Raw genomic sequence first — 24,516 nt, 5'->3', positions numbered from 1 at the left:
CATAATTCGGGAATAAGGAGGCGAATATACGGGAAATCTGCCCTTTACATGCCCTATTGTCCATTAATGGATTGTTACTTCTACACATCTACAAATGGAGAGCGGCAGTGAGCCGTATATGGTTTATGGTTTTTCTGCATTATCTTCATTAATGGATTACTACTTCTACACTTCTGCAAATGGAGAATGTAGCCGTGTACACCTTATGGTCTTCCTTCATAATTCTCCATTAACGGATTAATACTTTTACACTCCCATAGACCGATAATTTAAGAATCCGTATCCGGACGGATGCGCGCTCTCACGCCTGCCCATAAGGATTAAAAAGGAACGGTGGACAAGGAAACGGAATCCCGCTCGCTTTTCCACACCACTACGGGCCTCTGATGTCGCCTCCGCATAGGAAGAACCGTCCGAACGGAACGGCATCTCCGTCCCCCCCGTCATGTGTATCATGACAATAACTGACTTTGGATGACTATAAGTGACAGGTGGTTTCATCCTGTTCTCTTCTTCCTTTATTTTGTATTCCGAGACAATACCAGTTGTGTAATTTAATAATTTAAGATTTTAAAATATGGATTCAGAAAAGGAAAAGAACCGGCTTTCCGATATCGTTCTCGAGAGGGTCGGACTCACGGGGAACCTTCTGTCAGCTCCCGTTTCCCCATCCCTGGAACCAGTGGTGGAGATACCAAGTCATGGAAGTCAGGTCCGGGCAGGGAAAGTGACAGGTCCGGAGGAATACAAGAGGAGGTTTCTGGTTCCCGCTCCCAGAGCCGCTGAGTGGAAGACCGCCTACATTGATGGGAGACTGCACCGCCGGATCGCCATGCTGGTCAGGGCCGCCGGCTGCGGCAGCATCTCCGGTTTTATCATCCGGTTGTTGGAACTCCATATGGAGGAACACAGGGAGGACATCGCCTCCCTGCTCGGTGAGGTCTACCGTCCCTGGGATGAGGACGGACAGCCGGGAGGAACACCTCGCCGATAAAACGTTGTCATTGTCCAAGAAGGCATATCATGACAGGAAAGAACGTAAAAGAGCGGATTGGTCTTGGCGGGATGGACGCGGACCGCATCCGTGAGATCATGGGGGAAGCGCCTGCCTGTCCCCGGAAGAGACGTGGAACGTCCGGTAACGACATTATACGTCCCGCAAGGAAAAATGGCCCCATGCAACCGTCCGTCTACGGGGAGGAATACCTGCATGGCATTGCGGGCGTGCAGCGTCGGTCGCTGCATATTCCCGCCGCCCTGCACCGGAAACTGTCCATCCTGGCGGGAGCCTCGAGAAACGGAAAGGTCACTCTGGAGGGGTTCATCAACCACCTTGTCTCGCGGCATCTGGAAGAATACAGGGAAACGACGGACATGATTCTGGAGGAGTCCCTGCCCGGCCCGGTCATAAAGGCTCGTCCCCCATGACAGGGGATCTCCCCCGATGGGAGCATTATTTTTGTTTCTGAAACAATAGTGTTTAACTTTTAATGAAAAAGAAGTATGATGAAAAAAGAAAAAGAGTTGTTGGTTGCCATCGCCAGCCAGAAGGGTGGCGTGGGAAAATCCGTCTTTACGGTACTGCTGGCCAGTGTCCTGCATTACCGCAAAGACGTGCGTGTGGCGGTTGTGGACTGTGACTCCCCGCAGCACAGCATCGCCCTGATGCGTGAGAGGGACATGGAGAATGTCATGAAAAATGATGACCTGAAGGTGAACCTGTACCGGCAGTACGAAAGAATCCGTAAGCCTGCCTATCCGGTCATCAAAAGCGACCCGGAAAAGGGGGTGGAAGACCTGCGGCGTTATATGGACGAAAAAGGGGAGACTTTCGATATCGTGCTCTTCGACCTTCCCGGAACGCTCCGCAGCGAGGGGGTGGTTCATACCGTTGCCGCGATGGACTATATCTTTGTCCCGCTCAAGGCGGACAATATCGTCATGCAGAGTTCCCTGCAGTTTACCAAGGTGCTGGAAGAGGAGCTGATCGCCAAGGGGAACTGCAACTTGAAAGGAATCCGGCTGTTCTGGAACATGGTGGATAGAAGGGGACGGAAGAATTTGTATGATGCCTGGAACCGGGTCATCCACAGGATGGGGCTGCGGCTGCTGTCCTCACACATTCCGAACACCCTCCGCTACAACAAGGAGGCGGACCCTGTCTGTAAGGGTGTCTTTCGTTCCACGCTGTTTCCACCCGATCCCCGTCAGGAGAAAGACTCCGGCCTTCCTGAACTGGTGGAGGAGATATGCCATGCCATCGGTCTGGAGGAATCCGATACCGAGCGGTAGCGGATGATAGGATACAGACACCTTGAATAAGGGCTTTTAGCCTAAGATAAAGTAAGATAATTGCATGATAATAAGTTTTTTACAGATGTGACTTCTCCTATAAAAGCATTACCTTAGTAGTGTAATGTGCGCCAAGAGGTCACACAAGTAATTGTTCAGCATCGTGTCTGAACCTATTGTTCCATCAATAGTAGCCTGAAGAGGCGTACGTGACTGGCAACGGTCGGGTGCGAAGCCCTCTTGACAACGACGTTCCAACCTAAGCATCATAGGCGAAGAATGTCAAAGCTGACTGATATGAGTAACCTAAGTGAATCGCCGTACCATCGTGACTATGAATTAGCTCACGGATATTTATGGGCCATTCCAAAAGGCAAGCAGTCAGGATAGTACGCTGTTACATCGTGCTACACGGATGTCGCACTGCTGGTGGATAGGCGGAGTCTAAGTCGGTCGTCAGTTATTTGTGCGAAACTTGGTAAGCCCGTATCTCTCCCGTCAGCCAATAACCGATGGGTGGCCAATTGTAAGAGCGGCCGAATGAGGTGCGGGTAAAGGATTGTGGAGAAAGCGAATGCCATGGTGTAATGCCCTGGATAAAGGTTTCAACGTCACCCTACGCGAAAGCGGGCAGACTTCCACAGGGTAATTCTTTGTGAAACGAATTGTAGAACTTCAAGTATAAAGAAACAGCAAAGGAACAAGGCGCAAGCCGAGTGTGCATCTTCAGCCGGACGCAAAACCGTGTGGAAAGGAATAGACTTCGCACGATGCGAACGTAAGGTATCAATCGTTCACTGACTGCTATGTTCGGTATTAATGCAGACTGAATCCTTAATCATTTATCCAAACTCTTGAAATATCAAAGCCTGATTTAAGTGCAGATAACTGATAGAGTTTGGATAAATGGAAAGTTTGAATAAAATACATTATTATCAATTTCTACAGATATTTTTCCTTGCGCTCACACCCCACTGCATATTTGAGAAAACAGAATGATTTAACATACTATTTTTCATATCCAATCTTTTTTAATACTCCCCATGATAATACTCACTATAAAAAGTCCAATCGAATAATTTTACGCGGTGATAAATGAAATTAATAGAAAGCGATTACCTTTGAAGAAAAAGTCTGTAATTTGGTCAAGAGAAAAGTACAATAGGTCAAAACATGGATATTATAATTCGCTTTATTTGCACTACCATTTTAAATCTAATTGTATTAATCCTTATTATAAACTTTAATATCTGCACTATGAAGAGAAAAGTACTATTAAGCACATTGTTTCTAATACTACATTTCACTGTAGCATTAGCACAGCAAGTAACTATTTCAGGGCAAGTGTTGGATGAGAAGAGTGAACCTCTTATCGGTGCCACGATAAATATCGAAGGTACCACCAATGCAGTAATCACCGATTTAGAAGGAAAGTTCACGATAAAAGTACTTCCTTCTGAAAAACTGGTCATCAGTTATCTGGGATATAAGCCCAAAACTATCACTATCGGAAAGAACCGAAGATTTGATATCATTCTAGACCCTTCAGTCACAGAGATGGATGATGTGGTTGTTGTAGGCTATGGTAGCCAGCGAAAAAGTGATATTGCAACCGCCGTTGCTTCTGTGAATATAAAAGATATTGTAAACAGTAGTTCTACGCAGACGTTGCAAGCACTACAAGGCAAAATCAGCGGAGTACAGATTATCCCCACAGACGGTTCATTGTCAAGCGGAATGACTTTCAGAATCAGAGGTGTCAACTCCGTCACAGGAGGAACCCAGCCTCTCTTCGTCATTGATGGTGTACCAATGCCTACTCAACAGATCACCAATGAAGATACCGAAACGGTAAACAATCCTCTGCTGGGACTGAATCCAAATGATATTGAATCCAATTTGAATTATTGGAATCCTCGTCCTATCAAAAAGGATAATCCATATTTGACCGTCCAAAGGAAGCTCTCTCCACAGACTGTGGAGGATTTCGCCAATAGACTGTTCATCTACCAGGTAGGAAAAAACAATCATATCGGCTTTCCATTCCGCAAACCCTCCCAGATGGAAATCCTTAACTTTGAAATGAGGAACTATTTTGCAGAGACCAATACCAATTATAAAGCCTTTGCCACGGGTGGTGACAAGGCACAAAGCTGTTGGATGGCCAATTTTGTTCCTTTTGACAAGGTTACAGACATATATCTCTTTGAATCCGCTATTGACGCAATGAGTTTCTACGAAATAAACCATTATACTAAAGAAACCACATGCGCATTCATAAGCACGGGGGGATATGTCACCAAATCCCAAATAGAGAATATAAGCCGTATATTCCCATCTGATAAGGTAAAGTGGAATTGTTGCTATGACAATGATGCCAGCGGTAATGGTTTTGACATCACCACAGCATATTATCTCAAAGGTGAGGAATGTAAAGCTTTTGCAAGGACCAACACTGGAGACACATATAAGACCATCTATTTAAGTTTCCCGGATGGAAACACACAGACCTTCAAAGAAGATGCATTTTCCTCCGGCGAGTATCTTAAACAACATGGTATAGACAATGTAAATATCATCAAACCTTCACGGTACAAAGATTGGAATGAGCTTCTTGTCTATTACAAAAGATTTGATTTGAACCTGGGTCCAGGAATGAAATTCATCCCGGCTATCGAAAAGACCATATCCCAACTGAATCTAAGAGGATATGAACAATTGGCCAATAGTATCAGTTCTTCCACAAAAGAACTGGCGGATTCTCTGCTTGAGCAAGCCAATTACTGCATTTCCGCACCTCTTGCCGAGAGCGGCGCTTATACTCTTATGGTAGACTGTAATATCTTCATGGGGCTGGACACGATGGTACCGGTACCAAGCAACTTATATGTTATAGAAAAGTGCACGCAAAAAAAGATATCGGCACATGCCATAAATGAATTTCTTAAAAAAGAATATATAAACATTTTTAGAGACATGAGTTCATCTGATTTCAAAAATTTTCTAGAGAAAGACATCCTAACTTATACAAAGGGTGCTGTAGAAAAGAATTTTGAGAAAGTGATATTGACTTTCGGATGGAGCCTTAAACCTTCAATTCTAAAAAAAAAGAGTTTTGACTTAGAACATGGTATATAGCATAACAATACAGCATGATACCATAATAGTAGCTGTTTCAAGCAGACATGTTGTCACAATTCCTGCCAGGTTTAATGGAATGATTCTCGGGCTTTGGAACTTGATACAGATTTTCGTTGCCTACTGTAATGAGAATCCGAATTGGGTGAGTAATGTCCGGTCACTGTGGGGTGACCGATTCAAATAGGGACAGGTATGGAACGGATGCCTATTCATGCCCCTATTATAGCTGACACATGGACTTTTATACATTCTTGCACTTTTTAAGTGGGTAAAAAAGTACTATTTGTATTTTATACAAAAAATTGTTTGCTTAATGAAATGGAACATACATTGCCAATGATATTTAATACCTATATATAGGTATTAGATGCGTTTTTATACCCAAAAAATGGTATTTTTATAATCTTTTGTAATATCTAATTTTGCGTCCTAAAATAGATCTTTTATCGAAGAGAGATACAGTTTCCTTATATTTGAACTGGGGCTTCTGTAAAGTGCGATAAATATGAGGCTGGAACGGAGCTATCAGAAGAATTTTGGAGAAAATCCGTTTTTTAACTTAGTTAGATCTATCAATGAAAATATAAGTATTTATCTGCGTTGTATTAAGATATAGCATATCAGAACTACAACCATCCCGTTTTTTATTTAGATTTGCAGTTTGCTTTTAATCACTCAAGATCCGTATTACTATGTATGGAACTTAAATAAAGTACTAATATATATTGGATTTTCCTAAATATAATGCAGTTGCTATATTGTTAGACAACAGACGGTTGAGGTCTGTGAGATTATGCAACGGCACCAACAAAAACAACATGTATTTTTAATAATTTTAGTTTTGTTACACACAATGGTTTGTTTTAATTTAAAATTTACATATAATTTTGCATTATTAATAAATATGATGTTACTTATGAAAAAAGGTATTTTGGGGTGTAATATTATATACTTGTTTATACTTATTTGCATAGGAATTGCCCTCCCTATCAAATCGCAAAACAATTACAAAGTAAAACTTACAGGCACTGTTTATGAGTACGACCACAACAACAAGCGTTTGCCTTTAGAATTTGCAGCTGTGTCTATTCCTGAAATTGCACTAGGGACAACCTCTGATGAAAATGGTAGATACATACTGGAAAACGTACCTACTGGTAAAATTCGTATGCAAATTCAATATTTGGGCAAAGTCTCCATTGACACCTTAATAAATGTAAATAAGGATTTGGTTCTTAATTTTACAATGAGGAATGAGGATTTTAAGTTGAAAGAAGTTACAGTAACTGCAACCAACAGCCGTTCAGGCAAATCCACATCTTCTCACATTTCCCGCTCTGCTATGGACCATATGCAAGCGACCAGTTTATATGATGTAATGTCATTGATGCCAGGTGGAATTTCACAGAATCAAGATATGAGTTCGGCACAACAGATTAACATCCGTCAAGTTTCCAGTTCCAGTGGTCCGGAAGCTCCGATGAATGCTATGGGCACCGCAATAATTCGTGATGGTGCCCCCATCTCAAATAATGCTAATCTATCTGCGATGAGCCCTACGGTATTAAGTGGTACGGAAACACCCGCTTCATTGGCCGGAGGTGCCTCGCCGGCTGGTGGAACCGATGTTCGTAGTATTTCTACTGAAAATATAGAGTCTATACAAATCGTTCGTGGTATCCCTTCTGTTGAATATGGTGATCTGACCTCAGGAGCAGTAATTATTAATACAAAAGCTGGTCGTGAGCCGCTACGTGTCAAAGCAAAAGCCAATCCCAATATCTATCAGGTGTCTATGGGAACCGGTTTTGAACTTGGAAAAAAGAAAGGCGCTTTAAATGTAAGTGCAGATTATGCTTATAATACGAATAATCCAATATCCAGTTACCAGCACTATCAGCGTGCCACAACAAAGTTGCTCTATTCAAATACTTTCTTTAATAATAAGTTACGTACCAATTCCAGCTTTGATTTTATTTATGGTAAGGATCAACGTGAACGTAATCCTGATGATGAACAAACTAAAACAGCTTCGGAAGGCCGCGATATAGGTTTTACTTTGAATACCAATGGTACATGGAATATAAATAAGGGCTGGTTAAAAACACTACGCTATGTATTGTCAGGTACGTATATGGATAAAGACAGTTATTATGAAACCGTATACAGTTCTGCTACATCTCCTTATTCCATGACCACTACAAACGGTGCGGTACTTAGTAACTTTGCAGGTCAGCATATCTATGATGCCAATGGTAATCAAATTACTAATTTTGGACCGGAAGACATAAATCATTATGCTGTTTATCTACCAAGCAGCTATTTGGGACACTATGAGATCGATAGTCGTGAAGTTAATTTGTTTGCTAAAGTGACGAGTTCTCTATTCAAGGCGAGCGGTCATGTAAACAACCGCATCTTGATTGGTGCGGATTTCCGGAGTGACGGTAACGTTGGTAAAGGAAAAACTTATGACCCAAGTACTCCTCCTTATCGTAGTCAATACGGTCATAATTCATCTTTCCGTCCACGTAACTATAAGGATATTCCTTTCATTAACCAATTTGGTGCATATGTGGAAGATAATTTCAAATGGTCCATAAGCGGTACGCATGATTTGAACATTCAGGCTGGTGTGCGTTATGATCATACCTCAGTAGTAGGAGGCATTTTCTCGCCACGTGTAAATGCATCCATTGATTTGATTCCGAATCTATTAAGTCTTCAGGGAGGTTACGGTATTGCTGCAAAGATGCCTTCTCTTCTCTATTTATATCCAGAAAATGCATATTTTGAATATATCAATATAAATGAGCTTACCAATGAAAATATTCCGGAAAGCCAGCGCTTGTTTATGACTACCACAGAAGTTCGGCAAGTAGATAACTCAGATTTGAAGATTGCCCAAAATCATAAAGCAGAAGTCGGTTTTAATTTACGAGTGGGTAAAACCAATCTGAATGTAATAGCTTATAAGGAGCGTCTGAAGGATGGTTATGTAATGAGCCAAACCTTCAACACCTTCAATACATTTATCTACAATGAATACCAGCGCACAGAAAACGGGATAGAGCTTAGTAGTAGCCTACCGGTATTGTCTACTTATGCAAAACCAACTAATAATTTAAATATAGAAACTAAAGGTTTAGAATTTGATTTGAATATCGGACGTATTGATGCTATCCGTACGGCCTTCCAAATAAATGGCTCATGGATGCGTACTAAGAGTTGGCGTCAGGGTTATAGCTTCTATGACAATAGCGAAGATGCTGCTTCAGCCCGTAAACCGGTGGCCATTTATTCTCAAGAAGGCAATGCAAGTTACAAACAACAATTTGTAACGACTTTACGTGCCACTCACAATATCCCGCGTATCGGTTTTGTTGTTACGATGACAGCACAAGCTATTTGGCAGCAGTCTAATTGGAATACATTTGGAAACGATTCTATACCTGTGGGCTATTTAGCATTGGAAGATGCGTCTGTAAATATGTTTCCCAAGGGGAAATATACCACTACCCAGCAAGTAAAGGATGCAGGATATGGATATATGTTGAATAATGTAAGTCATAATAATGCTATAAAAGAATCATACAGTCCTTATTTTTGTTTTAACTTGAATGTAACTAAAGAAATTAGCAATATGCTACGTGTTTCTTTCTTTGCCAACAATATGTTCAGAAGTTATCCGCGCAGAGAATCCAAACGTAATCCGGGTTCATATATTCAATTGAATAACCGATTTTTCTTTGGGCTGGAATTATCACTCACTTTATAATGTTTAGGAAGTTATGAAAAAATATTTAATATATTTGTTTACATTGGCAAGTACCCTTTTGATAGGATGCGATTCGTTCAGGGACATGTCTGGCACAGCAGAAGTGAATCCTATCACAGTGGATGTATATTTGGATATTACCGTTGAAAATATATCCACACTGAAAGATCTGACTGTAAAGTTCGACAATTACGATGAAGATTTACATTATGTAAAAGAAGTAACTGATAATAGTGTGAAAGTTGACGGAATTATCCCCGGAATTTATTCGGTAACAGTATCCGGTACAGCGATCGATACAGAAAACAATGAATACTACATCAATGGCAATTCTGTAAATGCGGCATTATTTAAGCATGGTAGCGCATTGAATATTGAAGTACAAGGGCTTAAAGTGAGCCCATTAATATTCAAGGAGATTTATTATTGCGGTAGCCGTCCGGAAAAAGGAGGAGTCTATTTCCGAGACCAGTTCTATGAGATATACAATAACTCTGCTGACATTTTGTATTTGGACGGTATTTATTTCGCAAATTTAACTCCGGGTACAGCTACCACTAAATTACCTATTTGGCCGGAAGCGGACGGTAATAATTATGCATATGGAGAACGTGTGTGGAAATTTCCAGGAAATGGAACCGAATATCCGTTAGCGCCAGGTGAATCTTGCATCATTTCTCAATTTGCCGCTAACCATCAGTTGGACATCTATAACCCTCAAAGTCCTATAGACGGCAGTAGTTCTGAGTTTGAGTTTAATATGAATAATCCAAACTTCCCTGACCAGGCAGCTTATGATATGCAACATGTTTTCTACCAAGGAAAAGCAGAGATGGGAAGTATACCACAATATTTGACATCCGTATTCGGAGGTGCTTATGTGATTTTTCGTGTTCCTGAAGGAGAAGCTTGGGATCCGGTCAACGATGAAAATATGAAGACAACAGATCTTAGCAAACCGAACAGCAATGTTTATTATGCAAAAATACCTATTAAATATGTATTGGATGCTGTTGAAGCAGTAAACAATGAGTCAAAGATGAATGCAAAACGTGTCCCCGGTGTACTTGATGCAGGTATTACTTGGGTAGGAGCTACTTATTGCGGTTTAGGTATTGCTCGCAAATTGTCCACAGACGAAGAAGGTAATCCTATTATTCGCGAAGAAACAGGTACATATATATATCAGGATACAAACAACAGTACGGATGACTTTGAACGTGGCGTTGTTCCTGTAATGCGTCGTAATGGAGCAAAAATGCCTTCATGGAATCACACATTGTAATAATTAACTAAAAAGACAGAACAATGAAAAAACAATATATGAACTATATGAAAAGCTGCCTGCTGGTAATGATAGCCTGCCTTGTAAGTATGGTGGGAGCGGCACAGGGCTTCTCTCCCGCCGCTATGGAACAATTGAAAACAAGACGACTATGGTCTCATTCACAGAATGCTGCCGGTATGCCATTCGATGATATTCAGAATTATTCGAATGTTATATTGGGATATGACTTACAGGACGGAAACTATTGCCGTCCGCAAGAGGGGCAGAAAGAGGCTATCGTAGGTGTATCCAGTGAAGGCTTTATCAATCTGAAAAATGCATATGTGTGGGGAGCATTTAATTTTGCACAAAAAAATCTGACAGATGCCGGATATAACGCCTCCATTGCCGATCCATTCAGGGGAATGCCTTACTATGTCGCAGACCAGCACTTAAGTAAATGGAGAAATCAATATTACGATCTGAAGTTTCGTGCAGCTACTCCTTTACTTGGTAATCATTGGGCATTGGGGTTGGAAGGTAATTATGTAGCTACATTAGCTGCCAAACAGCGCGACCCGCGTGTGGATACCCGTTTTTATACGCTGGGACTGACGCCGGGGATTACTTACAAGTTGAATAATTCACACAAGTTTGGTGCAAGTTTCAAGTATAGTTCTATCAAGGAAGACTCAAGAATGAGTAATGTCAACTCTTATGTGGATCAGGACTATTATATATTATACGGTTTGGGAACAGCCATAAAAGGAATAGGCAGCGGTGTAACCAGCAATTATATTGGAGACCGTTTCGGTGGAGCTCTCCAGTACAACTTCAGTATGCCCTCTTTCAATTTACTGCTTGAGGGCAGTTACGATGTAAAAGCGGAAACTGTTCAGCAGAGCTATACGACTCCTAAAAAAATAGCCGGTGTAAAAGATAAAACTGCTCATGTTTCTTTAACGATGATTCAGGAAGGAAAGGACTATACCAATTATATGAGAACCACATATACAAATCGTAACATCGATGGTATTCAGTATATTTCTCAACGCGATAACTCTGAATCACAAAGTGGCTGGGTGGAATTATATAATAACATCCGTTCTACGTACAAGGCACAAACCGCTTCTCTTAATTATGCATTAAGCAGAAACCGCGGGAATGAATATAGTTGGAAAGCAGAATTAAATGTGAATTATACCAAGCAAGACGATGAATATTTAATGCCTAATTCTGTACAGAATGCAGAAAATTTATCTTTAGGCTTAGGTGGCAAAAAAAATTTTGTTTTAGGCAATAGTTTGAATCGCAGGCTTTTAATAGATGTTCATGTTGCGTATAACAATAATCTGGGAGGTGAATATGTATATGGTGGCAGCCATGCAGACTATCCAACTGTAACCGAATTACAACAAGGGCTGACTAATTATTATACCTGTGATTACTATCGTATTGGCGGGTCGATAACGTATTCGCAACAAGTCAGAGAAAACAGACGTATGAACTTATTTGCAAAAGTTGTATTCGATCGTGTAAATACCTCTGACTATGATTATGATGGGCGTACTCATTTATCGATAAGTTTAGGATGTAATTTTTAATGCTACATAACGAAATCTATATTACAAAACATGCGTAAATTAATAACTGGAAGTTTGATGCTCTGCAGCATATTATCTCTGCGGGCACAGACATTTGTTAAACCGGCTGTGAAAGTAAAGGACACCTCTTTTGCTGTAATTACAGATAAAGGGACATTTCAGGCTTGTGAAGCCGAGCTTAAAGCCTATCAGGAGATTCTAGGAAAGGAAGGGTTGCCTACGTTCATCGTATACAATGAATGGAATAAACCGGAAGATGTAAAGAAAGTTATTGTTAAACTCTACAAAAAGGATAAATTGGAAGGAGTGGTATTTGTCGGTGATATCCCTATTCCAATGCTCCGCAAAGCCCAGCATATGACTTCCGCTTTTAAAATGGATGAGAAAAACAATGACTGGAGAGATTCTTCAGTGCCCAGCGACCGTTTCTACGATGATTTCGACCTACAATTCGATTTTTTGAAACAGGACAGTGTCGAAAATAATTTCTTCTATTATAATTTGGCTATAAAATCTCCACAGCAAATTCGGTGTGACATATATTCTGCACGTGTCAAAGCTGTTGATAACGGCGAAGAACCGCATGCGCAAATCAGCCGCTATTTTAAAAAAGTGGTGGCTGAGCACCAGATAAACAATAAATTAGACCAATTCTTCTCCTATACAGGTGATGGCTCTTACTCTAACTCATTGACTGCATGGACACCGGAAACCTTTACTATTCGCGAACAAATGCCGGGCGTATTCGATAAAGAGGGACGGGCCCGTTTCATCCGTTATAATTTCAGCGATTATCCCAAGGACGATGTCATTAATATGCTGAAACGCACAGATCTGGACTTGTCTATTTTTCATGAGCATGGTATGCCCGAACGTCAATATCTTTCCGGTAGTCCCGCTACTAATAGGTGGAATGCTCATGTAGATGCAATGAAGTACTATTATCGTGGTTTAGCGCGTAGAAAGCAAAACAACAAAAAGTCTTTCGACGAAATGCTGGATATGATGAAAAACACATACGGTTTGGACACTACTTGGATTGCAGGCTATGATGATCCCAAAGTAATTGCAGAAGATTCTTTACTAGACCTGCGCACCGGTATTATCCTGTCGGAAGTTACAGAGTTTAAGCCTAATAGCCGTATGGTAATTTTCGATGCATGCTATAATGGTGATTTCCGGGAAAAAGATTACATTGCCGGACGTTATATCATGTCGGAAGGAAAATGCGTAACTACTTTTGCCAATTCAGTCAATGTACTGCAAGATAAAATGGCAAACGAAATGCTCGGCCTGTTAGGTATGGGAGCACGAGTGGGGCAATGGGCTAAATTGACGAATATTCTCGAATCGCACATTACCGGTGACCCTACTCTACGTTTTCATTCTATCAATGAGGTAGATGCCAATGCTTTGTTCAAAGAACCATATAGCGAGTCCCGCATGTTGGAGTTATTACAGTCGCCCTATGCCGACATACAGAATTTTGCTTTGCACAACCTTTATCGCAATGACTATCCGGGTATTTCTGATTTATTAAGAAAAACTTTTGAAACTTCCTCGTTCATGATGGTACGTTTCACCTGCTTGGCATTGCTTGAGAAGATTAGTGACAAAAACTTCCGGGAAGTCTTACACTTGGCCATTACGGATTCCTATGAATTTATTCGTCGCACCTCTGTTCGTATGATGCAACATGTGGGACTGAACGAGTATGTTTATCCGCAAATCAAAGCCTATGTAGAAGACAACCTATCCGAGCGTGTGGCATTTAATGTGAGTTTGGGGCTTCAAGTCTTTGATCAGGCAGCCGTACAGGCGGCAATTGATAAAGTAATGGCTGAGACCTATGTGTTGCAAGACAAGGAGGAGATGCGTAAGGTTTTGGAGAATGCCAATAATAGTCGTAGCATGCAAAAAGAGTTATTAAGCAAAGAAACTTCCGAACGTTGGCGCATCCTTTATTGCAATTCTCTGAAAAATCATATGGCACATGCCTGTGTAGACGGCCTCTTGGCTTTACTTACCGACTCCAGTGAAAGTGAAAAGCTAAAAACCTGTTTATTGGAGGCTTTTGCTTGGTTCACTCATTCTTATCGGAAGCCTGACATCCTTCGGGTATGCGATCAACTGAGAAAAGATAAGAGCTTATCCGAGAACCTTCGTGAAGAAGCCGACCGTACATATTACAGACTTAAAAATTAATTGGCCATGATTAAAAAAATAATATATCTGGCATTTCTTTTGCCATTGGCAGGAAATGCACAAACAACAGTCATAAAGCCATTGGTCAAACAACCTACCGCTTTTGCTATCATAACAGATAACCAAACTTATGCAAATACCAAAGATGCCATGCATCAGTACAAAACTGCGGTTGAAGATGATGGTTTGGCAACTTATCTGATCAGCGGTGACTGGCAAAATCCAGATCAAGTCAAACAGATAATCATCAAAACATATCAAGAATGCCCTTCATTGGAAGGTCTGGTTTTAATCGGCGATGTGCCTGTCGCATTGGTACGTAATGCGCAACACATGACTACTGCATTCAAAATGAATGAGAAAGCCTTTCCTTGGGATCAGTCTTCCGTACCTACCGACCGCTTTTATGATGATCTGAACTTAAAGTTTGAGTTCATCAGGCAAGACTCAGTAAATCATCAGCATTTCTACTACAAATTGACAGAAGACAGTCCCCAGCGGCTAAATCCTACTTTCTATTCAGCTCGTATCAAGTATCCGGAAAAAAAGGAAGGGGATAAATATGCGGCCATTGCCTCATATCTGAAGAAAGCTGCTGCTGCCAAGGCAGATAAGCATAATCAATTAGATCGGGTATTCTCATTCAATGGTGCTTCTTACAATTCCGATTGCCTGATTGTATGGATGGATGACGAAAAAGCTTATATGGAGAACTTTCCATTAGCTTTTGGTCGTCAAATGGGATTCAAACATTGGAACTTCCGAATGAAACACCCTATGAAATATAAGTTATTCAGCGAATTGCAACGAAAGGACCTTGACTTATTTATGTTTCATGAACATGGAATGCCAACAGGGCAGCTTATTAATGATGAATTGGCATGCACTGATTTCAATAATCGTTATAAAATGTTGAAGAGTACACTTTATAATGCAGTCATGTCCCATGTTGGAAAACGTGACAAAGACACCTTACGTATTCAGATGCAGGAAAAACGACAAGTGAATGAGGTGTTTTTTAAAGACCTGGACAATCCTAAGTTCTGGGAAGCAGACTCTCTTCACTACGCTGATGAACGTATCGTAACGGAAGATTTAATGAAGAGAAATCTTTCCACTAATCCGAAGATGATAATGTTTGATGCGTGCTACAACGGTTCTTTTCACGAAAACGACTATATAGCAGGACAATATATCTTTAATGACGGTCAGACATTAGTAGCACAAGGAAATACCCGTAACGTATTGCAAGACCGCTGGACTATTGAAATGATTGGTTTGTTGTCCCATGGTGTACGAGCCGGGCAATACAATAAGCTAATCGTATCACTTGAAGGTCATTTGTTTGGTGATCCCACTTTCCGTTTTGCTCCTATCGAAGCCAATACTTTAAGTACCGATATAACAATACACAAAGATGACAAAGCCTATTGGAAGAATTTGTTAAACAGCCCATACGCTGATGTACAAAGTTTGGCCATGCGTATGCTGGCTGACGCCGATACCCAAAAGGAATTATCTCCGTTGCTCCTGAAGAAGTACCGGGAAAGTGGCTTCAATACGGTTCGTATGGAAGCTATCAAGTTGTTGAGCCGTTATCAGGACGACAACTTCATCGAAGCATTACGCGAAGGTTTGAACGATACTTATGAAATGGTAGCTCGCCAAAGTGCCATTTATGCTGGATTTGTAGGTGACGATTCCTTATTGCCCGCTATTGTGGAAGCATTGGTCGAACATAATGAACGCTTACGCGTACAAATGAGTGCCAACAAGGCTTTAAGCCTTTATCCGAAAGAGAAAGTAGAAAAGACAATAGAAGACTTTTATGCAAAAGTTGACCGTTTGAATGAAAACGAAGAGAAAAAACGATTACTAAGAAGCCTGGAAAGAATGTTTGTACAAGAGGCAAAAGTCCATCAGACCTTGATGGATGTAGCTGCACCGGAAGCAAAACGTATCAGTGCAATCCGCAATGTGCGTAACTATACATTCCATTTCCACGTGGATGATTATTTGAATGTAATTCGTGATGCCGGTAATCCACAGGAAGTACGTGTAGTAATGGCCGAAGCATTAGGTTGGTTTACTAATTCTGTACAACGGCCACACATTCTTGAAGAAATAAAGAAGATGCAACAAACAGCCAATCTTCCGGAAGATTTAAAAGCAGAGCTTGAACAGACAATCAAAAGATTAAGTTTATAAATATGAATAAATACATCCTTTTGGCAATTACCGCTTTGTGCTTACAGGATATGCAGGCGCAAACAGTTGTACATCCTAGTATAAAAACAAAGACTACTTTTGCAATTGTAGTCGATCAGAAAAGTTATGATGAAGCGAAAAGTGAAATTGATGCTTATCGTACCAGTATAGAAAAAGAAGGTTTAGGTACTTACTTGCTAATTGATGATTGGAAAAGGCCCGAACCTATTCGTGAGCAACTTGTCAAATTGCATGAGAATGAGAAAACGCCTTTGGAGGGTTGCGTATTTATAGGTGACATCCCTATTCCAATGATTCGTGATGCACATCATCTATCTTCGGCTTTCAAAAGGTCTCCCAAAGCCAATTGGCAGAAATCAAGCGTTCCTTCCGACCGTTATTATGATGACTTCGGATTAAAATTTGATTATATTAAACAAGACAGTTTGATACCTGACTATCATTATATGACATTGCGTGCTGATTCTAAACAGTATATTTCACCGGATATTTATTCGGCCCGTATCCGTCCATTACATTTAGAAGGTGAGAACCGTTATCAGATGCTACGCGATTACTTAAAAAAGGCAGTTGCCGAAAAAGCAAAGCAAAATGCATTTGACCAACTGACTATGGCCCGTGGCCATGGTTACAATTCTGAAGATCCTTTGGCATGGAGCGGTGAGCAAATAGCCTTACGTGAGCAATTGCCGCAAATATTCAAATCGGGTAATACAGTGAAGTTCTATGATTTTAACATGCGCTATCCGATGAAACCATTATACTTGAACGAGATTCAGCGCGAAGGATTAGATGTCATGCTATTCCATCACCACGGTGGCCCCACCATGCAGTATATCAATGGCTATGAAAATGGTTCCGGTATTAATTTGAGTATTGAGAATGCCAAAATATTCTTGCGAAGCAAAGTGCCTTCATACGCCAAGAAACATGGGCGTGAAGCTGCTATCAAAGAATATGCCAAGCAGTATGGGGTGCCTGAAAGTTGGTGTGCGGAAGCTTTCGATGAGGAGAAAATAAAATCGGATTCCATTGTAAACCGTAATATGGATATCTATACTGAAGATATTCGTCTTTTGACTCCTAATGCGCGTTTTATATTGTTCGATGCTTGTTTCAACGGTTCTTTCCATTTGGATGACAACATTGTAGGCTCTTATATATTCAATAAGGGTAAGACCATTGCTACTATGGGATGTACGGTTAACACCATTCAAGATAAATGGCCGGATGAATTTCTCGGCTTGTTAGCTGCCGGTATGCGCATCGGGCAGTTCACTCGTTTTACCTGCTTCTTGGAAAATCATCTGATCGGTGACCCGACTTTTCACTTCACCAATAATGCCGGGCTGGATATGGACATCAACCAAGCTTTAGTTGCGCAGGAAGGAAATGTTACATTCTGGAAAAAACAGCTGAATTCCCCTATGGCTGACATGCAGGCAATGGCGCTCCGTCAATTGTCAATGGCAAATTATAGTGGTCTCGTTGAGTTGCTGAAGAAAAGTTACCACGAATCGAACTATTTCGTTGTGCGGTTGGAAGCATTACGCCTATTAGCTTTGAACTATCCGACAGAGGTTGCCGATGTATTGCAGACAGCCATGAACGACAGTTATGAACTGATCCGTCGTTATGCGGTGGAATACGTTGAAAAGAATTGCAATCCGGAATTGTTGCCGGCATGGATAGAAAGCTATTTATTACGCGGACATGAAAACCGCCATCGTTTCAGAATTTTTAGTGCTATCAACACGTTCGACCATGATATGGCTTTGAATGAATTGAAGAAACAGGCTGCCGATTGGTCTTTCTACGATTCTTCCTATGTGAATGAATTGTTAGAATACCTTCCTCGCCAAAAGAAAGGACTTGAAAGAGATTTTGCACTTATTGACAGTCCGGAAAGTACTACCAAACAGATACAAAGCGAAATAAGTAGGTTCCGAAATAAACCTATTGCTAAAGCTATTGAGCCATTACTGAACATTATAAAAAATGAAAGCCAAGAAGAAGAACTTCGCATATTGGCTGCTGAAACATTAGGCTGGTATAATTTATACTATAATAAAGCAGATATAATCAAAGAACTTAACACATTTAGAACTTCCAATCAAAAGCTAATGAACGAAGTTACCAAAACAATTAATAGGCTGAAAAGTCAAAATAGGTAGAATCATCCAAACGATGAGATAGACCGGATCCAAAGGGCGGTTCTGCCATTCCTGAGCAGCCTGGTTGACTTTGTTCGTGATGATGGAAATAGCTGATGTGGACAGTTCTATCTCATAGATTTCACGCATCTCCTCTTCTATGTCTGACACGCTCATTCCTTTGGCATATAGGGAGATAACAAGTTTTTCTTTAATATTATCGACACTATACAGGGACATTCAGTAAATGTCTATAGTATAACTCCTCAACCAGTTCCAGACACCAATCATTAAAACAGGGATATTCCTAAAATAATAAAATTTAAGGCAACTAATTCATTGCGAGTTAGTTGCCTTTTTTGTATCTTTAAGCATTCCCCCCAAAAAACGGTTTGACGGCCAAAACGGGGGTAATCTAAAATAAAAACACATGGTAAAGATACAAAAAATCTCAGAAATCGAACCTCGTTTAGGTTTTACCGAGTTCGATATGCTAAAAAAATATCGTCAAAGTTTTGCAACGAGTGAATTAGGTCGCCTCCATGCTCTGTTTCCTTTCTCGGAACTGGCCCGACAAATGCATTTGAAGTCCTCTGCTTTGGGTCGTAAAAGTTATTTTTCTCCCGAAGGTAAAATAGCCTTGATGGTCTTGAAGTCCTATACCAACTTTTCCGATGCACAACTGATTGAGCATTTAAACGGTAATATTCATTACCAGTTGTTTTGTGGTGTTCAGATTGATCCGCTTCATCCACTAACCAATCCTAAAATCGTTAGTGCAATTCGTCAGGAACTAGCGCATCGCCTTGACGTTGAGCCCCTCCAGCTCATTCTTGCCGAGCATTGGAAACCTTATCTTGAGAACCTTCATGTCTGTATGACCGATGCCACCTGTTATGAAAGTCATCTGCGTTTTCCTACTGATACCAAACTCTTATGGGAAGGTATTGTATGGCTTCATCGTCATCTGTGCAAACATTGCCAGACCTTGCACATACAACGTCCCCGTAACAAGTATCTTGATGTACGCCGTGCCTATCTTGCTTATAGCAAACTGCGTAAACGCAGGAAATCACAGACTCGTATGATTACACGAAGGTTACTTCAGTTATTGGAAAATTCAATACTGCCAACAGATAATCCAAATGATCGCCTGTCATAATATAACAGGCATTGTTCATTACATAATTGTTGGCATCATATGCAAAAGCCATTTGGTTTCCGATTATTTTCCATACAATTTTTGGCTTAGAAAAATCCTCCCAATAACTGATGCTATCTTGTGTTTCAAACCACTCGTTACTAGTTTTCTTTCGGGCTTTTATTTTTTTGCCATTAACAATATGAGTTTCTCCTGTTTGTTCTAAACGCTCTATGCCAATTGACAGAAGATAATTTTTCACCGCAGGATAACTTTCTATATCATAATGCCGCGAAGGAAATGTGGCTATAATCCACAAGTCCGCCCATTCATATTCATATCTCTTGATATCCCTGCCACGAAGAATCGGTCGTATAAGTTCAGCCGTCCGAACACGTTCATCTTCTGTTTGACAATTCGCTAGTATCTCATCACGCTTTTCGGTAGAAATGATAAAAGCATCATTGAAACCAGTTTTTATCCCATAGTTGATTTGGATGTTCCAATCCTTCAAGGGTATTCCCACAGACTCAATCTTCTGCTTGATGCTCTGTTCAATGGGAGACAATATCACCCATGGGATAGAATCTGCAAAGTTACACTTCACGCCTTGTTGCTGCACGAAATCGCTCAAATTATTCAAGCCATTCGAATCTTGTACCAAACAAGCTTGTGTGTTAAAAATATTTGCTGCTTTTTGAGATAAAAGAATATTTGCTTCTACCGTTATTGCATCGAATATTTTTATACCTGCAAAATCTACCAACATAATAGGATTGGTCTTGCTTGCGAAATAACCTCGCAAGGCTTCACCATACCCTGCACGCATCCATTTATTAGACGTGATATAGCAAAGAAAACCATTGGGAGTAAGCAGGTTCATACCCAACTCATAGAAGAGGCAGTAAATATCACCAGTGCGTGCATAAGTTATGTAACCCATGCATTCTAATACATCGGCACTCTTACCCATAGATTGTAACTGAATGTAAGGTGGATTGCCAATGATACAGTCAAATCCCAAGAAGTTGCCTTCGGCATCGAGTACTTCTGGAAACTCTATACGCCATTCGAATGCACCAAGATAAATTTTGTTGGAGCGTATTTCCTCAAATATATTTTCTAAAGTCGCAATTTCTTTCTTTAAATCGGCAATGCGCTTGTCCGACGCTTTCTTTTCCTTTTTTGTCGGTTCAAACAGTTGAGGCGCTTGTAAGTTTGCCAACTCAGAGCGGCGTTTGTTCAATCTAACCAATCGTGCATCCCGGCGGTTGATCTCTGTTTTCAGTTTCGACTTGATTTCTGTTATAAACGTTTCCAAATCCTGCTTTTCGCTTTTACTTTGGGCATTTTTATATTTAGCTACAGCCTCCTTATATTGGCTGATGCTGATACTAGACTCTCGCAGTACGGTCTGAATACTGTCTGTCAAAGCGAATCGGTGAAGCAAAGAATTTCCACATTTGATGTTAATGTCGATATTTGGTAAGGTTTCTAAATAAGTGTAATTACTTTCAGCCGTATAGTAAGCATTCTTCAACAATTCAATCCACAGTCGTAGGCGGCAAATCTTCACAGAGTTGGGGTTAATATCAACGCCAAATAAACAGTTCTCAATGATTTGACGCTTCTCCTTGAAAAGAGTTTCCTGCATGCGGCGACTTTCCGCATTGAGTGGGTTGTAAGCAAATAAATTACCTTCGGTATCGGTAACAATCAGCTCGTCATTTTCAATGGCAAGTTGATAGTCCGCTTTGCGGATACGCTTACCGGTAGCATCTACCAAAATACCTAATTCGTATTTCAAGAGTATCAGTTCATTGAGAGCAGACACAAGAAAGTGACCCGAACCAACAGCTGGATCACACAGTCGCAAACTGTTAATTAGTTCATTAGCTTCGACTATATTGTCAATATGGTTGTATAGTTCTATACGGGTGGTACAATTCCAGCCATAATAACCATTAAACTTTTGCAACACGGTCTTGGTGATTGCTTCACGGCACATGAACATAGTGATAAAGCCTGGAGTGAATACTGAACCATCCTTGTGACCATTTATTTTCTCGAATATAAGCCCTAAAACAGAAGCATTGATGAGTGTTTTAGCCTCTTCTTGCACTTCTTCACTGCCTTCGCTCGCAAAGTTATAAGCGTCGAGAAAAGCAAACAAATATTGCAGGGTGGGTAATGCGTTGACTTGTAGATTGCGTTTTTTATTTCGTAATACGCTACTCGCCAAGACAGGAAGTACCGTACGTTGTGAAAGGCTGTTTATCTTAATTGTTTTACTTTCCAAATCTGTCACCTCGAAAAGAGAACTGTTAAGATAGGGAACGTAAGCAAAATCACGCATAATGGAGTGTGTGCGGCTGCCCATGTCACGTGCAAGCACTTGGAAAAAGAGTGTGTTGAGATCATCATAGTCATGAATCTTAGTTATTGAAAGAAATTTATAGATTGCATCTCCATTGTGGTATTTCAACATCTGAGCCTCCAACAGTTTCAAGAAAAGGATACGATTCATCCAAGTAATACACAATTCCATTGCAACATTGAATAACCGTTCCTCATAATCATTCCCATACAAACGACCATTTATGTGACGCAAACAATCTTCTGCATCCAGTTGGTTAATAGTATTCTCTAGTAATGAAGCCTCGTCACGCCGTTCCACAGCTTTGCGTACAATCACGGTTTTATTATTCTCTTTGCGTTCCTCAATACCAATAATGTGTAGCAGCTCAGTGTAGAATCCACGGTTGAGCGAATTGCTGTCATTTTGGAACGATAGCTTCAAAAGATGTGTATCGCTGAATATCTTATAAAGTTCGATAAGTTTGCGTGAAGCGCTACTGTCTGTTCTATCAAGCAGGTGTTGATAGTCTTGTAAGTTGAAGTAAGTGTATTCAAGGCTATCTTTCACCTCCTCAATATAGGTTGTTGCAATTTCAGTATAGAAGAAATCGGTTTTGTTACTGGTTTTGCGTCCATCCACAAAGTCTTGAAACTCACGACGTAATTGTTTGTTCTGATAGAATTTGCGTTCAAACTCATGGGCATCAAAAATAAAGAATTCATGAATATTAGTAGCGATGAGATATTTAATATCATTGTTCTTCTTATTGACACGTTCTTTAAGATAGTATAGCAATAATTCCTGCAAAGCCTTACGATTAAGATTGTCATTAGAAATCATCTCACCTTTGTTGGTGGTACTCTTTACTTCAATCAATAACCCTATATTGGACTTGATAGTTTTATCCAATCGGATAGCCAAATCAATATCTTCTTCGGGAGCCATGTAGTATGGCTTGTAGAACGTTTCACTCAGAAAATTACGTAAATGTTCTTTTTGCGTGTGTTCTCTTTGCCCATCCACAATATTGTCTCTCAATGTGCGAAGGGCATTTTTGAATAAGTCAAAATCTGTTGTTTCAATCGCAACCTGTCTATATGCTTTGTTCAAAACTTGATTCGGTTTGAGTAGTCCCATAATGTTTGGTAAATGAGTTAATAAAATACAAAGGTAGTCTAAAAACTTGATAATAAAGAATGAACGTATTGGTTTAACGAAAGTTTGTTCTACTGCCAGCCATTATCAACAAACAATAGCAGCAGTAGATTTGACATGATTCTACTTATTATATTGTAATAGCCAGCCAAAGTAATCTTTTCACATCCGGATCTATCACAGGTTGGATAAGTTGTTAACCTGAAGGTAACCGACCTGATGGTATAGGAACAGGAAGAAGTCTGTAATCATGGCATTTACCCGGATAGAGAAGCCACATTTTTTATTGCCGGACTTCCGGCATTGCCTCATCCATGTGTGAAAAGGAGTCTTTTCTTTCACCACAACGTTCCTTTCACATACCCAAAGGGGGTAGTGGATCCAGACCTGCTTCGGCTTTCTTTTTCCTTCCCATATGACAAAAACCGACTATCCATGACTATTCCTGCCAGTGTGCCGGTCGTGCTTGCCTCTCATGGTTTCTTCCCTTATATTCGCACTGATATTTAAACGAGTTGAAAATATGGAAATATGCTACATCGAGGCCGGTGTCCTTGAGAGGATGCTGGCGCGCGCCGAGAACCTGTCCGCACGTGTGGACAGATTGTATGAGAGAAACCGCTGTAAGGAACCCGGAGAGTGACTGGACGGCCAGGATGTCTGCCTGCGCCTTGACATCTCGCCGCGTACCCTGCAGACTCTCCGCGATACCGGACGGCTGGCGTTCACCCGCCTCCAGCGCAAGTTCTATTACAAGCCCGGGGATGTGGAGAAGTTGATGGTCTACGTCGGCATCAGACGCAAGGAGAAGGAGGTGAGAGAAAGAAGGAAGAACGGAAACCTTTAAAGAGCGGAAGAGATGGAAGGCATTATCGACAAGGAGAACGAACGTGTCCGCAGGTTCTTTGCCCTGCTGGACGACATGGAGAAAAAAGTGGAACGTCTTGCCCGTGACAACCGTCCTCCCTTCAACGGGGAACGGTTCCTGACCGACAGGGAGCTTTCCGGGATGTTGAAGATCAGCCGCAGGTGCCTGCAGGATTACAGGGACCAAGGACGGATTCCCTATATCCAGCTTGGCGGGAAGATCCTGTACAGGCAGTCGGACATCGAGAGGCTGCTGGAGGAGAACTATCACCCTGCATTGGTATAATATCGTATTTAAGTTTAAGGATTGTCGCCGGAATTGCAT

Annotated in this window: 14 protein-coding genes and 2 pseudogenes; 13 read left to right on the top strand and 3 right to left on the bottom strand. The window is 40.9% G+C overall.

Annotation, left to right across the window (positions count from 1 at the left end):
* Positions 1-246 precede the first annotated feature (246 nt).
* The gene (locus tag ITJ87_RS01190; RefSeq protein ID WP_005829337.1) at positions 247-456 is read right to left on the bottom strand and encodes a hypothetical protein; all 210 of its coding nucleotides are present in this window, start codon (positions 454-456) and stop codon (positions 247-249) included.
* Positions 457-577: 121 nt separating this feature from the next.
* Here ITJ87_RS01190 and ITJ87_RS01185 point away from each other — a divergent pair, with 121 nt between their 5' ends.
* From ITJ87_RS01185 to ITJ87_RS01135, 10 genes are all read left to right on the top strand, one after another.
* The gene (locus ITJ87_RS01185) at positions 578-994 is read left to right on the top strand and encodes a DUF3408 domain-containing protein (protein WP_004327094.1); all 417 of its coding nucleotides are present in this window, start codon (positions 578-580) and stop codon (positions 992-994) included.
* A gap of 29 nt (positions 995-1,023) precedes the next feature.
* Entirely contained in the window at positions 1,024-1,428 is a 405-nt protein-coding gene (locus ITJ87_RS01180) for a DUF3408 domain-containing protein (protein ID WP_004315818.1), read from the top strand.
* Positions 1,429-1,503: 75 nt separating this feature from the next.
* Positions 1,504-2,292 (top strand): ParA family protein, encoded by a 789-nt coding sequence (locus ITJ87_RS01175; RefSeq protein WP_004311277.1) that lies wholly within the window; start codon positions 1,504-1,506, stop codon positions 2,290-2,292.
* Positions 2,293-3,549: 1,257 nt separating this feature from the next.
* Complete coding sequence (locus ITJ87_RS01165; RefSeq protein WP_117976751.1) at positions 3,550-5,430, top strand: carboxypeptidase-like regulatory domain-containing protein; 1,881 nt, start codon at positions 3,550-3,552, stop codon at positions 5,428-5,430.
* 910 nt (positions 5,431-6,340) lie between these two features.
* Positions 6,341-9,211 carry a TonB-dependent receptor gene (locus tag ITJ87_RS01160; protein WP_004311273.1) on the top strand — a complete coding sequence of 957 codons (2,871 nt, stop codon included), beginning with the start codon at positions 6,341-6,343 and terminating at the stop codon, positions 9,209-9,211.
* 13 nt (positions 9,212-9,224) lie between these two features.
* Positions 9,225-10,496: a DUF4876 domain-containing protein gene (locus tag ITJ87_RS01155; protein ID WP_004312956.1), complete on the top strand. Its 1,272-nt coding sequence runs from the start codon at positions 9,225-9,227 to the stop codon at positions 10,494-10,496.
* 23 nt (positions 10,497-10,519) lie between these two features.
* A complete protein-coding gene (locus ITJ87_RS01150) occupies positions 10,520-12,082 on the top strand; it encodes a DUF6850 family outer membrane beta-barrel protein (RefSeq protein ID WP_004327091.1) in 1,563 nt (520 codons plus the stop codon).
* Between the two features lie 30 nt (positions 12,083-12,112).
* On the top strand, positions 12,113-14,287 hold the full coding sequence (locus ITJ87_RS01145) for a HEAT repeat domain-containing protein (RefSeq protein ID WP_005829319.1): 2,175 nt from the start codon (positions 12,113-12,115) through the stop codon (positions 14,285-14,287).
* A 6-nt stretch (positions 14,288-14,293) separates the two neighbouring features.
* Positions 14,294-16,495 (top strand): HEAT repeat domain-containing protein, encoded by a 2,202-nt coding sequence (locus ITJ87_RS01140; RefSeq protein ID WP_004311266.1) that lies wholly within the window; start codon positions 14,294-14,296, stop codon positions 16,493-16,495.
* Positions 16,496-16,497: 2 nt separating this feature from the next.
* Positions 16,498-18,690, top strand: coding sequence for a hypothetical protein (locus tag ITJ87_RS01135; protein ID WP_004311265.1), 2,193 nt, complete (start codon positions 16,498-16,500; stop codon positions 18,688-18,690).
* Positions 18,691-18,693: 3 nt separating this feature from the next.
* On the opposite strand, the pseudogene ITJ87_RS01130 reads toward ITJ87_RS01135, so the two are convergent.
* Positions 18,694-18,867 (bottom strand): annotated as a pseudogene (locus tag ITJ87_RS01130) (transposase); the annotation flags it as partial.
* Positions 18,868-19,099: 232 nt separating this feature from the next.
* Here ITJ87_RS01130 and ITJ87_RS01125 point away from each other — a divergent pair.
* Positions 19,100-19,786, top strand: a pseudogene (locus ITJ87_RS01125) (transposase); the annotation flags it as partial.
* On the opposite strand, the gene ITJ87_RS01120 reads toward ITJ87_RS01125, so the two are convergent.
* Positions 19,758-23,306, bottom strand: coding sequence for an Eco57I restriction-modification methylase domain-containing protein (locus tag ITJ87_RS01120; RefSeq protein WP_004311263.1), 3,549 nt, complete (start codon positions 23,304-23,306; stop codon positions 19,758-19,760). The pseudogene ITJ87_RS01125 and the gene ITJ87_RS01120 sit on opposite strands and share 29 nt — an antisense overlap.
* A 661-nt stretch (positions 23,307-23,967) precedes the next feature.
* Between ITJ87_RS01120 and ITJ87_RS01115 the strand changes: the two genes are divergently transcribed.
* Together ITJ87_RS01115 and ITJ87_RS01110 are read left to right on the top strand one after the other, a co-directional pair.
* Positions 23,968-24,171: a helix-turn-helix domain-containing protein gene (locus ITJ87_RS01115; RefSeq protein ID WP_032849094.1), complete on the top strand. Its 204-nt coding sequence runs from the start codon at positions 23,968-23,970 to the stop codon at positions 24,169-24,171.
* A 12-nt stretch (positions 24,172-24,183) separates the two neighbouring features.
* Positions 24,184-24,477, top strand: coding sequence for a helix-turn-helix domain-containing protein (locus ITJ87_RS01110; protein ID WP_004311261.1), 294 nt, complete (start codon positions 24,184-24,186; stop codon positions 24,475-24,477).
* Positions 24,478-24,516 lie beyond the last annotated feature (39 nt).

The organism is Bacteroides sp. HF-162 (assembly GCF_015679285.1).
GTDB lineage: Bacteria > Bacteroidota > Bacteroidia > Bacteroidales > Bacteroidaceae > Bacteroides > Bacteroides uniformis.
The sequence above is the reverse complement of the archived record's forward strand: the minus strand, read 5'-3'. Positions and strand labels throughout refer to the sequence as shown.

What these genes read in the sequence shown, in the direction of transcription:
- ITJ87_RS01190 (WP_005829337.1), bottom strand. Translation starts at nt 456, where the DNA reads ATGATACACATGACGGGGGGGACGGAGATGCCGTTCCGTTCGGACGGT.
- ITJ87_RS01185 (WP_004327094.1), top strand. Translation starts at nt 578, where the DNA reads ATGGATTCAGAAAAGGAAAAGAACCGGCTTTCCGATATCGTTCTCGAG.
- ITJ87_RS01180 (WP_004315818.1), top strand. Translation starts at nt 1,024, where the DNA reads ATGACAGGAAAGAACGTAAAAGAGCGGATTGGTCTTGGCGGGATGGAC.
- ITJ87_RS01175 (WP_004311277.1), top strand. Translation starts at nt 1,504, where the DNA reads ATGATGAAAAAAGAAAAAGAGTTGTTGGTTGCCATCGCCAGCCAGAAG.
- ITJ87_RS01165 (WP_117976751.1), top strand. Translation starts at nt 3,550, where the DNA reads ATGAAGAGAAAAGTACTATTAAGCACATTGTTTCTAATACTACATTTC.
- ITJ87_RS01160 (WP_004311273.1), top strand. Translation starts at nt 6,341, where the DNA reads ATGTTACTTATGAAAAAAGGTATTTTGGGGTGTAATATTATATACTTG.
- ITJ87_RS01155 (WP_004312956.1), top strand. Translation starts at nt 9,225, where the DNA reads ATGAAAAAATATTTAATATATTTGTTTACATTGGCAAGTACCCTTTTG.
- ITJ87_RS01150 (WP_004327091.1), top strand. Translation starts at nt 10,520, where the DNA reads ATGAAAAAACAATATATGAACTATATGAAAAGCTGCCTGCTGGTAATG.
- ITJ87_RS01145 (WP_005829319.1), top strand. Translation starts at nt 12,113, where the DNA reads ATGCGTAAATTAATAACTGGAAGTTTGATGCTCTGCAGCATATTATCT.
- ITJ87_RS01140 (WP_004311266.1), top strand. Translation starts at nt 14,294, where the DNA reads ATGATTAAAAAAATAATATATCTGGCATTTCTTTTGCCATTGGCAGGA.
- ITJ87_RS01135 (WP_004311265.1), top strand. Translation starts at nt 16,498, where the DNA reads ATGAATAAATACATCCTTTTGGCAATTACCGCTTTGTGCTTACAGGAT.
- ITJ87_RS01120 (WP_004311263.1), bottom strand. Translation starts at nt 23,306, where the DNA reads ATGGGACTACTCAAACCGAATCAAGTTTTGAACAAAGCATATAGACAG.
- ITJ87_RS01110 (WP_004311261.1), top strand. Translation starts at nt 24,184, where the DNA reads ATGGAAGGCATTATCGACAAGGAGAACGAACGTGTCCGCAGGTTCTTT.